Annotated in this window: 11 protein-coding genes and 2 tRNA genes; 4 read left to right on the forward strand and 9 right to left on the reverse strand. The window is 74.3% G+C overall.

What is annotated here, in order from left to right:
• Nucleotides 1-66: 66 nt before the first annotated feature.
• A complete protein-coding gene (locus ACZ6NC_RS11265; RefSeq protein ID WP_465731286.1) occupies nucleotides 67-429 on the reverse strand; it encodes a MerR family transcriptional regulator in 363 nt (120 codons plus the stop codon).
• Between the two features lie 63 nt (nucleotides 430-492).
• On the opposite strand from ACZ6NC_RS11265, the gene ACZ6NC_RS11270 reads away from it, so the two are divergent.
• Nucleotides 493-1683: an MFS transporter gene (locus tag ACZ6NC_RS11270; protein WP_465731288.1), complete on the forward strand. Its 1191-nt coding sequence runs from the start codon at nucleotides 493-495 to the stop codon at nucleotides 1681-1683.
• Nucleotides 1684-1725: 42 nt separating this feature from the next.
• Complete coding sequence (hemC, locus tag ACZ6NC_RS11275; RefSeq protein ID WP_465731290.1) at nucleotides 1726-2661, forward strand: hydroxymethylbilane synthase; 936 nt, start codon at nucleotides 1726-1728, stop codon at nucleotides 2659-2661.
• Nucleotides 2662-2776: 115 nt separating this feature from the next.
• Here hemC and ACZ6NC_RS11280 read toward each other — a convergent pair.
• Both ACZ6NC_RS11280 and ACZ6NC_RS11285 read right to left on the reverse strand, forming a co-directional pair.
• Nucleotides 2777-2850, reverse strand: a tRNA-Lys gene (locus ACZ6NC_RS11280).
• 79 nt (nucleotides 2851-2929) lie between these two features.
• Nucleotides 2930-3838 (reverse strand): NADP-dependent oxidoreductase, encoded by a 909-nt coding sequence (locus ACZ6NC_RS11285; protein ID WP_465731292.1) that lies wholly within the window; start codon nucleotides 3836-3838, stop codon nucleotides 2930-2932.
• Between the two features lie 216 nt (nucleotides 3839-4054).
• Between ACZ6NC_RS11285 and ACZ6NC_RS11290 the strand changes: the two genes are divergently transcribed.
• Both ACZ6NC_RS11290 and pgi read left to right on the forward strand, forming a co-directional pair.
• Nucleotides 4055-5638 carry a Na+/H+ antiporter gene (locus ACZ6NC_RS11290; protein WP_465731294.1) on the forward strand — a complete coding sequence of 528 codons (1584 nt, stop codon included), beginning with the start codon at nucleotides 4055-4057 and terminating at the stop codon, nucleotides 5636-5638.
• 189 nt (nucleotides 5639-5827) lie between these two features.
• The gene (pgi, locus tag ACZ6NC_RS11295) at nucleotides 5828-7489 is read left to right on the forward strand and encodes a glucose-6-phosphate isomerase (RefSeq protein ID WP_465731296.1); all 1662 of its coding nucleotides are present in this window, start codon (nucleotides 5828-5830) and stop codon (nucleotides 7487-7489) included.
• Nucleotides 7490-7611: 122 nt separating this feature from the next.
• On the opposite strand, the gene ACZ6NC_RS11300 is transcribed toward pgi, so the two are convergent.
• From ACZ6NC_RS11300 to ACZ6NC_RS11325, 6 genes are all read right to left on the reverse strand, one after another.
• Nucleotides 7612-7685: transfer RNA gene (locus ACZ6NC_RS11300), tRNA-Lys, on the reverse strand.
• An 88-nt stretch (nucleotides 7686-7773) separates the two neighbouring features.
• On the reverse strand, nucleotides 7774-8385 hold the full coding sequence (locus ACZ6NC_RS11305) for a bifunctional DNA primase/polymerase (protein WP_465731369.1): 612 nt from the start codon (nucleotides 8383-8385) through the stop codon (nucleotides 7774-7776).
• 106 nt (nucleotides 8386-8491) lie between these two features.
• Nucleotides 8492-8899: a hypothetical protein gene (locus ACZ6NC_RS11310; RefSeq protein ID WP_465731298.1), complete on the reverse strand. Its 408-nt coding sequence runs from the start codon at nucleotides 8897-8899 to the stop codon at nucleotides 8492-8494.
• Nucleotides 8900-9192: 293 nt separating this feature from the next.
• Complete coding sequence (locus ACZ6NC_RS11315; RefSeq protein WP_465731300.1) at nucleotides 9193-10542, reverse strand: AAA domain-containing protein; 1350 nt, start codon at nucleotides 10540-10542, stop codon at nucleotides 9193-9195.
• Between the two features lie 8 nt (nucleotides 10543-10550).
• Entirely contained in the window at nucleotides 10551-12206 is a 1656-nt protein-coding gene (locus tag ACZ6NC_RS11320) for a hypothetical protein (RefSeq protein ID WP_465731302.1), read from the reverse strand.
• Entirely contained in the window at nucleotides 12203-13558 is a 1356-nt protein-coding gene (locus ACZ6NC_RS11325) for a hypothetical protein (protein WP_465731304.1), read from the reverse strand. The genes ACZ6NC_RS11320 and ACZ6NC_RS11325 overlap by 4 nt, the downstream gene beginning before the upstream one ends.
• Nucleotides 13559-13771: the final 213 nt, after the last annotated feature.

Raw genomic sequence — 13771 nt, forward strand, 5'->3', positions numbered from 1 at the left:
CGGCCTCCGCCGGGCGCCGGACGGCCCTCTCCCCACCGTTCGGCGCCCGCCGGTGCCCGGAGGCCCTCACGGCCCGACCCGGACCACTTCCAGGTACTCGGCGATGGCGTCCCGGTTGCGGGTCAGGAACTCGATCCGCCGGGTCATGCCGGTGAGCTCGCCCTCCAGGGTGGCGATCATCTCCGGGGTGGCGTCGGGGAAGTGGATGACCCTGGGCTGGTTCAGGCAGGGCAGGATCTGCTTGATGATCCTGGTCGGCAGTCCGGCGTCGAGCAGGCCCCTGATCTGCAGCACCCGGTCGACGGAGGAACCGTCGTAGGAGCGGTAGCCGTTGGCGCAGCGCTCGGCGAGGATGAGGCCCTGCTCCTCGTAGTAGCGCAGCAGCCTCCGGGACGTGTTGGTCCGCTCCGACAGTTCTCCGATGCGCATCAGAATCCACCTCGTGACCGGGCTTGACCCTCACATCAGTGTGAGGGTTCGAGCATAGCCGTCATGTCGACCATCGAACGTCCAACAGCCGTGGAACAGCGGAAACTTCCCGTGCCCGCCCTGCTGGCACTGGCCACCGCCGTCTTCATCACCGCCCTCACCGAGACCCTGCCGGCCGGCGTCCTGCCCGCGATGAGCGCCGACCTGGGCGTCAGCGAGTCCGCCATGGGCCAGTCGGTCACCATCTACGCGATCGGGACGGCGCTCACCGCCATCCCGCTCACCTCGGCCACCGCCGGCTGGCGGCGCAAGCGGCTGCTGCTCACCGCGATGGCCGGGTTCGCCGCCGCCAACACCGTCACCGCCGTCTCCGGCACCTACCCGCTGACCATGGCCGCCCGGTTCGTCGCCGGCGTGGCGGCCGGCCTGGCCTGGGCACTGCTCGCCGGGTACGCGCGGCGGCTGGCGCCCGAGCACCTCCAGGGCAAGGCGATCGCGATCGTGATGACCGGCATCCCGGTCGCGCTCTCCCTGGGCGTGCCCACCGGGACCTTCCTGGGGCGGGTGCTCGGCTGGCGGGTGGTCTTCCTGCTGATGACGGCCCTCGCGGTGATCGTGATCGGCTGGATCGCCGCCACCGTCGCCGACCACCCCGGGCAACGGGCGGCGGGCCGTACACCGGTGCTGCGGGCTCTGGCCGTCCCCGGGGTGGTGCCCGTCCTCTTCGTCACCCTGGTCTTCGTACTGGCGCACACCGTCCTGTACGCGTACGTCGCGCCGTTCCTGGACCGGCTGGGCATGGGCGGCTCGACCGACCTCGTCCTGCTGGTCTTCGGCGCCGCGTCCCTGCTGAGCATCTGGATCACCGGGGCGCAGATCCACCGGAGGCTGCGCGCGCTGACCATCGCCGGCGCACTTCTGGTCGCCCTGGCGGCCGCGGTGCTGGCCGTCCTGTCGGACAGCCCGGCCATGGTCTACGCGGCCGCGGCTCTCTGGGGCCTCGGCTGGGGCGGCACCCCGACCCTTCTGCAGACCGCCGCGGGCAACGCCGGCGGCGAGCAGGCGGACGCGGCGCAGGCGATGCTGGTCACGCTCTGGAACGCCGCGATGGCCGCCGGCGGCGTGGTCGGCGGGATCCTGCTGGACCGCTACGGCGCCGGCTCCCTCCCGTGGAGCGCGTTCGCCGTGCTCGTGCCGGTGCTGGTGGTGGTGGCCGCCGCCCGCGTCCACGGTTTCCCGGCCCGGCGGCCCTGAGTCGCGGCGGCCGTTGCGTAAGTGACGGCCTATCATCGGCGCATGCCCACCGCAGAGTTGATCCGTATCGTCTCCCGTTCCTCGCCGATGGCGCTCGCCCAGGTCGAGCGGGTCCGGGCCGAGCTCGCCGTCCTGCACCCGCGGGTGCGGATCGAGGTGGTCCCGGTGACCACCTCCGGGGACCGCTGGATGGGGGACCTCGCGCGGCTCGGCGGCAAGGGCGCCTTTACCAAGGAGGTGGACGCGGCCCTGCTCGCCGGCGAGGCGGACCTCGCCGTGCACTGCCTCAAGGACGTGCCGGCCGACCGCCCGCTGCCGGCCGGCACCGTCTTCGCCGCCTACCTGCGCCGCGACGACATCCGCGACGCCGTCGTCCACCCCGGCGGCCGCACCCTCGACGAGCTGCCGCCCGGGGCGCGGATCGGCACCTCCTCGGTCCGCCGCCGGGCCCAGCTCGCCGCCTCCCACCCGCACCTGGTCTGCGTGCCGATGCGCGGCAACGCCAACAGCCGCCTCGCCAAGCTGGCGGCCGGCGAGGCCGACGTGCTGCTGCTCGCGGTCTCCGGGCTGGAGCGGATCGGCGAGGAGGCCCGGATCAGCGAGATCCTGCCGCCGGAGTCGATGTGCCCGCCGATCGGCGCCGGCATCCTCGCCCTGCAGTGCCGCGAGGAGGACACCGCCACCATCGAGGCGGTGACCGGCCTCGGCGACCACCTGACCTGGCGCGAGGCGACCGCCGAGCGGATGTTCCTGCACGTCCTCCAGGGCCACTGCAACTCGCCGATCGCCGGCTACGCCAAGGCCGAGCCGGACGGCCGCCTCTCGCTGCGCGGGCGGGTCTTCTCCCCGGACGGCAAGCAGGTGCTGGACGCCCACGAGTGGGCCGGCTCGCTCACCCCCGAGGACCTCGGCACCGCGACCGCCCTGGCGCTCAAGCGGCAGGGGGCGTCCGAGCTGATCGCCGCCATCCCGCACTGAGCGGACGGGCAGGCAGCAGGGCGGACGGGCAGGCAGGCAGCAGGACGGACAGGCGGGACGGACGCCGAAACGCCGGAAGGCCCCTCGCTCTCGCAAGGGGCCTTCCGGCTGTCTGTGCGCCGCCAGGGACTCGAACCCCGGACCCGCTGATTAAGAGTCAGCTGCTCTAACCAACTGAGCTAGCGGCGCCTGCTGACGTGGAGAACATTACCTGGTCAGCAGCCGAAACTTCCAATCGGGCCGGGCAGCCCGACCGCCCGCCGGGCCTTCACGGGGTGAGGACGACCTTCCCCCGGACGTGCCCGGCGCCGACCAGCCGGTGGGCGTCGGCCGCCCGTTCCAGGGGGAAGGTGTCGGCGATCTCCAGCCGCAGCCCGCCCGCCTCCCAGAGCTCGACCAGCTCGGTCAGCCGGGCGGCCGTCCGCTGCGCCCGCAGCGAGCGCAGCCCGAGCCGCTCGGCGGTGGCGTAGTCGACGATGGTGCCGATCCGGTCCTTGTCGGCGACCAGCTCGACGGAGGCCTCCAGCGCGCCGCGCCCGGCCGCGTCGAAGGCGGCGTCCACGCCCTGCGGTGCCACCGCCCGCACCCGCTTGACCAGCCCCTCGCCGTAGGTGACCGGGATCGCGCCCAGCTCGCGCAGGTAGTCGTGGTTGCGCTCGCTCGCCGTGCCGATCACCGTGGCGCCCCAGGCGCGGGCCAGCTGGACGGCGACCGTCCCGACCCCGCCGGAGGCGCCGTGCACCAACACCGTCTCTCCCCGGCCGACCTTCAGCTCGGTGAGCCCGATGTGCGCCGTCTGGCCGGAGGCGGAGAGTGAACCCGCCTGCTCCCAGGGCATCCCGGCGGGCTTGGCGACCAGCTGGGAGGCGTCCACGGTGACGAACTCGGCGTGGCTCCGCAGCAGCCGGAAGCCCAGCACCTCGTCGCCGACCTCCCAGCCGTAGCTGCCGGCGCCGAGCTGGTCGACCACCCCGGCGAACTCGTTGCCCGGCACCACCGGCGGCTCGGTCCGCACCCCCGGGGGCGACCAGCCCTCCCGGACGGCGAGGTCGGCAGGCTGCACCCCGGCCGCGTAGACCCGGACCCGTACCTCGCCCGGCCCGGCGCTGGGGGTCGGCACCTCGGTCACCTGCAGCACCTCGGGGCCGCCGAACCGGGGGACGGTGACTGCCTTCATGTGGAGCCTGCCTCTCTGTCAGTCCTCGGATGCGCCGTCCTCGGATGCGCAGTCCTTGGATGGGCGCTCCTCCGATGATCAGACTTGAAGTGCGCTTGAGGTCAAGCCCGTTCGGCGTGTTGCGGCAGTTGGGTGCATTGTCAGATTTATCCTGAACGGCGGCCCGGGCCGCGTGGTCCGATCCGTCCCGCTCGTCCGTCGCCGAGAGGATTCCCCGTGGGCCAGCTGCCCCTGCTCTTCCTGGTGCTGCTCGCCTCCGTGGTGACCATGCCGCTCGCGCGGAGGACCGGCGTGCCGCAACCCGTGCTGATGACGCTGCTCGGCATCGTCATGGCGATCGTGCCGCAGATCCCGGACATCTCGCTCAACCCCGAGCTGATCCTCCCGCTCGTCCTGCCGCCGCTGATCTTCGCCGTCGCGCGGCGCTCCTCGGTCCGCTACTTCCGCGCCAACATCCGCTCCATCCTGCTGCTCGCCGTCGCCCTCGTCGTGGTCACCACGGCGGCGGTGGCGGGCGCCGTGCACTGGCTGCTGCCCGCGCTCCCCGTCGCGGCCGCCATCGCCGTCGGCGCGCTGGTCTCCCCGCCCGACCCGGTCGCCGCCGTCGCGGTGGCCGGCAGCGTCGGCCTGCCACGCCGGCTGGTGGCGATCCTGGAGAGCGAGGGCCTGTTCAACGACGTCACCGCCATCGTCATCTACTCGCTGGCCATCGACGCGGTGGTCGGCGGCGACTTCTCGGCCGGCCACGCGGTGCTCCGCTTCGTGCTCTCGGCGGTCCTCGCCGTGGTCATCGGCATCGCGCTCGGCTGGGCCAACGCCAAGCTCGCCGCCCTCCTGGAGGACCCGACCCAGCAGGTCGCGCTCAATCTGCTGGTGCCGTTCGCCGCGTACAGCCTGGCCGAGGAGATCCACGGCTCCGGGGTGCTCGCCGTCGTGGTCTGCGGGCTCTACCTCGCCGAGCGGGCCGCCGACGCCGACGCCGTCTCCTACCGGCTGGTCGGCAACGCCTTCTGGGAGATCGTCGAGATCCTGATCACCGGCGTCGCCTTCGGCCTGATCGGCCTGGAGCTGGCCACCGTCCTCAAGGAGGCCGGCAACGGCTGGACCGGCATGCTCGGCGACGCGGCCGTGGTGATCGCCGTCGTCGTACTGGTCCGGCTGCTCTGGCTACTGCCCGCCGGCTGGCTCACCAAGAAGCTGCGCGGCGGGGCCGAGGAGGACATCCCGATCAGCTGGCAGGAGAGCGTGGTGCTCTGGTGGTCCGGGATGCGCGGGGTGGCGACCGTCGCCCTGGCCCTGGCCATCCCGCTCACCGTCGACTCCGGCGCGGCCTTCCCCGAACGCGGCCGGCTGGTCTTCATCGCCTTCAGCGTCGTCCTGTTCACCCTGCTGGTCCAGGGCCTCACCCTGCCCTGGCTGGCCAAGCGGCTGCACCTGGACATCGACCAGGACCGGCACGAACAGGCGGTGCGCCAGCTCTGGTGGCGGGCCGCCAAGGCCGGGCTCACGCGCCTCGGCGAACTGGAGGAGCAGGACCGGCTGCCCGCCGAGGTCGCCGACCGGCTGCGGGACCGTCAGCACGACCGGCTGGCCCGGCTCTGCCCGGAGAAGTACGCCGAGGAGGACGCCGCCGAGGCGAAGCAGCGGCTCGGCCAGTGGCGCGCCGCGTACGCCGTCGAGCAGGAGATGATCGCCGCCTCCCGGCGCGAGATGGTGGCCGCCCGCAGCGAACTCGGCGCCGACCCCGAGCTGGTCGACCAGGTGCTGCGCGGGCTCGACCTGCGCTCCGAACGAAAGTGACGCGGCGTCCGGAAACCGCCGGTAGGACGTCGGCGAACGGAATGTGAGCACCTCGCCCCGGCGTTGCATAGGCTGGTCCCGGGCAGGCCGTCAACGGAGTCGGCGCACCACCAGTACCCGCACGACCTCGCGAAACCCTCCCGCCTGGCCCTGCCGGTATCTGCACCCAGATGAATCGAGGAGCCACCGATGTCGGAGACCCGTGCCGACGCCCGTACCCCGCTGGACCGCACCCCGCAGTGGGCCGCCCTCGGCAAGCACCGCGCGGAGCTGGGCGAGACGCACCTGCGCGAGCTGTTCGCCGCCGACCCGGAGCGCGGCCGCCGCTACACCCTCCAGGTCGGCGACCTGCACGTGGACTACGCCAAGCAGCTGGTCACGGACGAGACGCTGACCCTGCTGCGCGAGCTCGCCGAGGCCACCGGCGTCGCCGGGCTGCGGGACGCCATGTTCCGCGGCGAGAAGATCAACACCACCGAGCACCGCGCCGTCCTGCACACCGCGCTGCGCGCCCCGCGCGGTGCCGTCATCGAGGTCGACGGCGAGAACGTGGTGCCCGCCGTGCACGCCGTGCTCGACAAGATGGCGGCCTTCGCCGAGCAGGTCCGCGGCGGGGAGTGGCGCGGCCACACCGGCAAGCGGATCAAGGCAGTCGTCAACATCGGCATCGGCGGCTCCGACCTCGGCCCCGCCATGGCCTACGAGGTGCTCCGCTCCTACACGCAGCGCGACCTCGACGTCCGCTTCGTCTCCAACGTGGACGGCGCCGACCTGCACGAGGCCGTCCGCGACCTGGACCCGGCCGAGACGCTGTTCATCGTCGCGTCCAAGACCTTCACCACGATCGAGACGATCACCAACGCGGTCTCCGCCCGCGACTGGCTGCTCACCGGCCTCGGCGCCGGCAGCGAGGCGGTGGCCAAGCACTTCGTCGCGCTCTCCACCAACGCCGAGGGCGTCGCCGACTTCGGCATCGACACCGCCAACATGTTCGAGTTCTGGGACTGGGTGGGCGGCCGCTACTCCTACGACTCGGCGATCGGCCTCTCGCTGATGATCGCCATCGGCCCGGATGCCTTCCGCGAGATGCTGGACGGCTTCCACCTGGTCGACGAGCACTTCCGCACCGCGCCCCCGGAGGAGAACGTCCCGCTGCTGCTCGGCCTGCTCGGGGTCTGGTACGGCGCCTTCTTCGACGCCCAGGCGCACGCCGTGCTGCCGTACTCGCACTACCTGTCGAAGTTCACCGCCTACCTCCAGCAGCTGGACATGGAGTCCAACGGCAAGTCCGTGGACCGCGACGGCAACCCCGTCGGCTGGCAGACCGGCCCGGTGGTCTGGGGCACCCCCGGCACCAACGGCCAGCACGCCTACTACCAGCTGCTGCACCAGGGGACGAAGGTCATCCCGGCCGACTTCATCGGCTTCGCCGAGCCGGTCGCCGACCTGCCGCCCCGCCTGGTCGCCCAGCACGACCTGCTGCTCGCCAACTTCTTCGCCCAGACCCAGGCGCTGGCCTTCGGCAAGACCCCGGAGGAGGTGGCGGCCGAGGGCGTGCCGGCCGAGCTGGTCCCGCACAAGACCTTCAAGGGCAACCACCCGACCACCACCATCCTGGCCGGCCGGCTGACCCCGTCGGTGCTCGGCCAGCTGGTCGCGCTGTACGAGCACAAGGTGTTCGTCCAGGGCGCGATCTGGAACATCGACTCCTTCGACCAGTGGGGCGTCGAGCTCGGCAAGGTGCTCGCCAAGCGGATCGAGCCGGTGCTGCTGACCGGCGAGGGTGCCGACGCGCTGGACAGCTCCACCGCGGAGCTGGTCGCCCGCTACCGCTCGCTGCGCGGCCGCTGAGGGCCGACGGCGGTCGGCCGGGGCCTTCCCCGGCCGACCGCCGTCGATCCGGTCCGATCACACGGATCACACGGAAACGCCGGAAGGCCCCTCGCTTTCGCAAGGGGCCTTCCGGCTGTCTGTGCGCCGCCAGGGACTCGAACCCCGGACCCGCTGATTAAGAGTCAGCTGCTCTAACCAACTGAGCTAGCGGCGCCTGCTGACAGAGAAGACTTTAGCAGCGGGGCGCGGCCCGGCCAAAATCGAATATCCGCGGCCCGGGGCGGCTTGGCTCCCCCGCTCGCTCAGGCCGTCGGCAGAGCCACCGGCTCGGTCCGGCCGACCGGCTCACGGGTCGCCCGGACGCAGGCCCAGAGCACCACCGAGGCGCCCGGCAGCCACGGCTCCCGGCTCTCCGGTGCGACGATCCACCGCCCGGCGCCCAGCCCGGGGGAGTCAGGGCTGTTCACCATCCGCTGCACCGGCGGGACCGTCACCGCATCGCCGCGGCCGTGGCAGAGCAGCGGCGGCACGTCCCGGGCCCACTCCTCCCAGGCCAGCAGCCGACGCAACCGGGCCGCCGCACCGGGCTGGACGAAGAGCAGCGTGCGCCCCCGGTAGACGGCGACCGGCCCGCAGCCCGGCCCGGAGGCCCACAGCTCGTCCAGCACCCGGCGGCCGAACAGCGACGGCATGCTGATCACGTCGAAGGCGCGCCCGCAGGGCAGCACCGAGGGCGCCCACGGGCGTGACTCCCAGAGGGCGCGCATACTGCGCGGGTACTCGCTGGCGGAGGCCAGCCAGGCCTCCCCGGCCGCGGTGACGTACTCCACCGACTGATACGTCCAGATGTCCACAGAGAGCAGCGTGGAGCGTCCGGAGCGTGGCCGGGAGGGAAAGAGCGGTTTGCCGGACAGCGCGGCGGGGAGCGGCGTACCCTTCCGCGGCGCATATGCCAGTGGCGAGGTTGACGGCCGGGAATCGTGGCCGGGGATGGTGGCCGGGGATCTTGGCCGGGCGGCGTCAGCTGTCGTGGCGGCGGGGCTGGAGCAGGCCGCGGCCGTACTCGATCATCTTGGCCGCGTAGTCCGGGGTCCAGTCCGCCCGCTCCGCGATCTCCGCGTCCGAGAGCCGGTCGAAGCGGCGGGTGTCCGCCAGCTGCGCGGCGGCGACCGCCTGGAAATCGGTGGCCCGATCGGCGGCCGCGCGGAACGCCAGCGCCAGCTCGGTGGAGCGCCGCAGCAGCTCCGCCGGGTCGTCGATCGACTCCAGATCGAAGAAGCGCTCCGACTCCGGCTCGGCGGCCTGCGGCTCGAACAGCAGCTGCACGGGGCGTCGTCGCGGGGCGGGCGCTTCACCGGCGCCTGCGCCCGGACCGGCCGGCGCGGTCGAACCGCTCGGGTCGGAAGCCTGGGCGTGGGAGTCGGGCATGGACGGACACCTCCGGGTGCTCGGTGGGGGCGGACGACGGCCGCCGGGGAACGGCGCCGCCCGGTCGTGGCCGTCGTCCATTGTCTCGCGGCGATAGCCGGTAACGGAACGGTGCGAGTCCGGGCGCTATTCCCTCCCCGTGCGCCGGGGGAGTGACCCCAGCGCCGTCCGGTGCCGCCCGCCGCCGGCCACCGCCCGCCGGACCTGTGCTTTCGGACCGGATCTCCCGGCGCTGTTCCGCAGCCGCGTCCGCCCCGATGCTGTTCCGCAGGAGCGTCCGGCCCGGCCCCGTCTCAGAGCCGGACGCGGTGCCCGGCGAGGTGGTGCAGCACCTGGTGATTGGCCTCCCAGCCGTCGGGGAACTTGACCGAGACGCCCAACTGCACCGGCTCGGTGGACGGGTGCTCGTCCAGCAGCTCGGCGATCCCGGCCCGGGCCACCACGATGCAGGCGTGCCGGTGCCGCGAGGCGAGCACGCAGAGCCGGCCGGTCTCCAAGTGGAAGGCGGTCGCGTCCGGCCGCCCGGAGAGCGGGTGAAGCACCACCGTGACGTCGTACTCGCGCCCCTGCAGCCGGTTGGCGGTGTCCACCGTCACGGCCGGCCCGGCGGTCGGATCGACCGGGACCCCGGCCTTGACCAGCGCCGCCCGGACCGCCGCCGCCTGGTCCCGGTGCGCCGTCCCGACCGCGATCCGGTCCGGTGTGAGCGGTGCGGAGCCCTGCTCGGAGTGCGCCGTCAGCCCGCGCTCCAACAGCCGCCGGACGGTGGCGGCCACCGCGGCCACGGCCTGCGGATCGGTCCGGACGGTGTGCCGGGCGGGCAGCTCCAGCAGCGCCCAGCCGTGCTCGGCCGCCCGGTCGATCGCCGCGTCCAGGGCCGTGCCGTCCGGCCGCACCGCGGCGGTGAGCCGGCGCTCCTGCGGCCCGGTGCCGGAGCGGAACGGCGTGTACGGGTAGAACGCGTCGGAGATCAGCGGCGCCGCACTGGCCGGCAGCCGCCAGGAGACCGGCAGCCGGTGCGGCTCGATCTGCGGGTTGTGCGCCAGCAGGGTCACCACCGCACTGCTCGACGGGTCGTACGACAGACCCGACCACTGCTCGGTGCCGACCACCGTGAACGGGTCCAGCTGGCCCGGGTCCCCCACGAACAGGGCTCGCTCGAACAGCCGGGCCACCGCGAGCAGCGCGTCCGAGCGCATCTGGTACGCCTCGTCGACGATCGCGTGCCGCCACGGCGCCTCGGCCTTCACCCACTGCCACTTCGCCGCGGTCGAGATCACCACGTCGAGCTCGGCGAGGTCGGCCACCTTGTCCGAGGGCGTCACGTTGGCATGGCGCAGCACCTCGGGCCCCGGGCGGGAGTCGGCCGCGTGCAGCCGGCCGATCGTCAGGTCCGGCGCCTTCTCGGCCAGTCGGCCGACCAGGTCGTCCACCTGGCCGTTGGTCTGGGCGACGATCATCAGCCGCTCGCCGGACCCGACCAGCTCCCGGGCGGCACGCACCACCAGGGTCGACTTGCCGGCGCCGGGCGGGGAGTCCACCACCACGCCGCGCGGGGCGCCGACGGCCGGGCGGACGGTGGCCTCCAGGATCCGGGCCACCGCCGCGTCGGCGGCCGCGCCGGGGGCCTGCTCGCTGCTCATCTGGCGGATCACTCCCACTCTTCGAAGGCTGCGGACGCGCCGGCCGCCGCTGTGGCCGTGGCTCGTCCGGCCGCTGGTGCGGCGGGCGGCGCGGCGGCGGGCGCAGCGGTGCCGGGTGGGCCGCCGTGCGTCCACGGGGTGTCGTCCGGCTCGGGCAAGGGCGCGGACTGGCGGACCGTCAGCTCGAAGAGCGTGAAGGTGATCCGCTCGCCCGGCTCGGGCAGGCTCCCCGGTTCGGGCTCCTTCTTGCGGCCCATCCCGGAGAGCACCCGCAGCGTGACGGTGCCCTCCGCCGGGTCGACGGCCGCGATCACCGCCTTCTGCGCGCTCGGCCCGTGGACGCGGTGCGCCTCCCGGCCGAGGTCGGCGTGCGGCCGGTCGGTGGTGCGGACCGTCACCAGGGGGCGCGGCTTGGGCGAGCGGCCCGACGTGTCGTAGTCCGGCACCACCTCGGTCACCACGCCCGAGAACGCCTCGCCGGCCAGCCGGTGCTCGGCCATCGCCAGCGGGTCGTCCAGCGCCTCCTGGACGTCCAGCCGGGCCTGCTCGCGCTCCCGCTGTGCCAGCTTCCGGGCCGCCGTGACGGCGTCGTCCTGTCGGGGCTGCGGCGGCTCGCCGGCGGCCAGCCGGTCCCGGTGGCCGGTGTAGGACCAGCGGTCGCCCGTCCACCGCTCCTCCAGGTGCCCGGCGGGTGGCAGCGTGCGCAGCAGGTCCAGGCCGGTCCAGACGTCGTGCCAGGTGGGCAGCAGCACCTGCTCCAGCACCGTGCGCAGTTGCTCGACGGCCGTCCGGACGGCGGCCCGGGCCTGCTCGGCGGCCGCGGCGCTCCGCCCCTCGGCATCGTGCAGCAGGGTCGCGGCGGCGGCGTCGTAGCGGGCGATCGCCGGGCCCAGCACCAGCTCGTCGAAGCGCGGGTCGGTGGCCGGACCGGCCGGCGGGTGGAGCAGCCGGCCGCGGTCGTCCCGGGCGGACTCGGCCAGCTCGGCGGCCTCGGCGCCGGACAGGCCGGGCGGCGGCGCGTGCCAGGCCAGCCGGGCGGCCAGGTGCTGGTCCTCCAGGTGGCTCTGGCCGGTCGCCCAGTGCCGGGCGAGCAGACCGGTCATCGGCAGCAGCAGGCTGGAGCCGGGCACCTGGGCCCGGTCGGTGAGGTGGGTCAGCCAGCGGCCGAGCAGCGGCACCCGGGCCGGCGCCGGGTACGGGCCCGGCTCGTCGTCCTCGATCGTGCGGCGGAACCGGGTGGACCGGCCGATCAGGGAGAGGTGGTGGACGCCCGCGCCGTTCGGCACGATCAGCTGCGGCGCGTCGGTGCACAGCTCGCGGAAGACCTGCGCCTTCTCGCCGGTCTCAGGGTCCTTCTCGGAGCCCTCGATCTGCTCCACCGCGGCGGCGAAGGACTCCAGGTAGGGCAGCAGGTCGGCGGCCACCTCGGCCAGGTAGTCGAAGCGCAGCGTGCGGTTGAGCGGCTGCGCGACGAAGTGCAGCCGGGGCGCGGACCGGTCGGTGCCGAGCATCACGGCCAGTGGCGCGCCGGCCTCACCGGCCGCGGTCAGCGGGACGAGCACCATCGGACGCTCGGAGAGGTGCCGGTGGCGGACGGTGGCCAGCGGCTCGGCCCGGCCGCTGCGGACGGCCTCCAGGCGGGCGAGGGTGCCGAGCAGGCTCATCCGGCACCTCCCGCTGCGGCCGGGGCGGGGGTCGCCGCCGGGGGTGTAGCCGGCGAGGTCGGCCCGGTGGGCCCGGTCGGCCCGGTGGTGCGGCCCAGGGCCTCGGCGCGGAGTGCGGCGGCGTAGGCCAGTCGGGCGACGGCCTCGTCGGCCTCGGCGTCGTTCTCCGCCGCCTCGGCGGCTCCGGTGCCGTGGTCGCTGCCATGCCCGGTGCCGTGCCCGGTGCTGGGGCTGCTGCCGGTCGCGCCCTCGGCGGCGGCCAGCGCCGCGGTCACCGTCCGGATGGTGCCCAGTTCGCCGCGCACCCCCCGGCCGAGCTGCTCGACCCGGTCCCCGCAGCGTGCCTCGGAGCGGCAGTGGAAGCCCAGCTCGCAGGCGGAGAGGCAGTCCGGGCTGTACGCGGCGGGCACCGCCTCGACCGACGCGGCCAGCTCCTCGCCGGAACGGGCGGGCACGCCGTCCTCGCCGGGCGCGAGGTCGAAGCCGACGCCCGGCGGCAGCGTGTCCAGCAGCCGGCCGATGCCGGTCATCCGGCTCAGCTGGCGGCGGGTGGTGGCCAGCTCGCGGCGGATGTCCACCGGGACGGCGGTCGGCCGGTTGCTGAAGTCCTTCGGGCAGACCAGCAGCACGCTCAGCCACGGGCTGCCCGGCAGCCGCTGCTCGGCGTACGGGTTGGCGTCCACCGGGCGGCCGGCCAGCGCGGCGGCCGTCTCCTGGAGCGCCAGCACGTAGACGGCGGCCTGACGGGCGGCGGCACCGACCTTGGCCGGGTCCGCGCTGCCGTCCAGCACCGGGAAGGACTTGATCTCGACCACGGTGCACCGCCCGCCGTGCACCACGACGGCGTCCGGCTCCAGGTAGGCGGTGCTGCCGGCCACGTCGAGCCGGAGCAGCGGGTGGTCCAGCAGCGTCCAGGCCTCCGGGTCGGCGGCCGCCTCGGCCAGCGCGGCCGCCGTCCGCTCGGCCCGGACCGCCGGGCCGGAGCGGCGCAGCAGGTCGGGGACGGTGAGCGGGGTGCCGCCCTCCACCGGGAGGCCGAGGTGGCGGCGGAGCGGCTCCAGCAGGGCCGCGTAGCCGTCGTCCTTCAACCGGGACTCGAAGATCACACCGCGTGCTATGGCGAACGGCGACTGCCCGAACGGTGCGGGGCGGCCGAGCCGGCCGGCCAGGGCCGACTTGTCGACCCCGGCGGCGTCGAGGACCGCGCGGCGCTGGCAGCCCGGATTGGCGGCGAGCGCGGCGAGGGCGCGGGCGGTCAGGCTGCGCTGCGGCGCCGGACCGCGCAGCTCGGCGAGCCGCCGGGCGAGCGGCTCAGAGTGCCCGCTGGGCGGGACGTTCGTCGAGACGTTCATGGTGCGGCCCAGTGTCGCACCAGGGTCCGACAATCCGGTCCGGCCCGGGCCATCCGCGGCCATCGGCGTCCATCCGTGGCCATGCGCGTCGATTCCGGGCGGTATCGGGACGGTGGTGGCGCGCCGATGGGGCGCGGGCGGGGCGCCGATGTCCGTGGGCGGGCTGCTGGTGGGGCGTGCGGGGAGATGGTGCCCGGGGTGGCGTCAGGCCCG

This window comes from Kitasatospora sp. NPDC041988, from assembly GCF_055588525.1.

Bases quoted from the DNA above. Each gene is read 5' to 3' on its own strand.
- ACZ6NC_RS11265 (WP_465731286.1), bottom strand. From the start codon at position 429: ATGCGCATCGGAGAACTGTCGGAGCGGACCAACACGTCCCGGAGGCTG.
- ACZ6NC_RS11325 (WP_465731304.1), bottom strand. From the start codon at position 13,558: ATGAACGTCTCGACGAACGTCCCGCCCAGCGGGCACTCTGAGCCGCTC.
- ACZ6NC_RS11320 (WP_465731302.1), bottom strand. From the start codon at position 12,206: ATGAGCCTGCTCGGCACCCTCGCCCGCCTGGAGGCCGTCCGCAGCGGC.
- hemC (WP_465731290.1), top strand. From the start codon at position 1,726: ATGCCCACCGCAGAGTTGATCCGTATCGTCTCCCGTTCCTCGCCGATG.
- pgi (WP_465731296.1), top strand. From the start codon at position 5,828: ATGTCGGAGACCCGTGCCGACGCCCGTACCCCGCTGGACCGCACCCCG.
- ACZ6NC_RS11310 (WP_465731298.1), bottom strand. From the start codon at position 8,899: ATGCCCGACTCCCACGCCCAGGCTTCCGACCCGAGCGGTTCGACCGCG.
- ACZ6NC_RS11270 (WP_465731288.1), top strand. From the start codon at position 493: ATGTCGACCATCGAACGTCCAACAGCCGTGGAACAGCGGAAACTTCCC.
- ACZ6NC_RS11315 (WP_465731300.1), bottom strand. From the start codon at position 10,542: ATGAGCAGCGAGCAGGCCCCCGGCGCGGCCGCCGACGCGGCGGTGGCC.
- ACZ6NC_RS11285 (WP_465731292.1), bottom strand. From the start codon at position 3,838: ATGAAGGCAGTCACCGTCCCCCGGTTCGGCGGCCCCGAGGTGCTGCAG.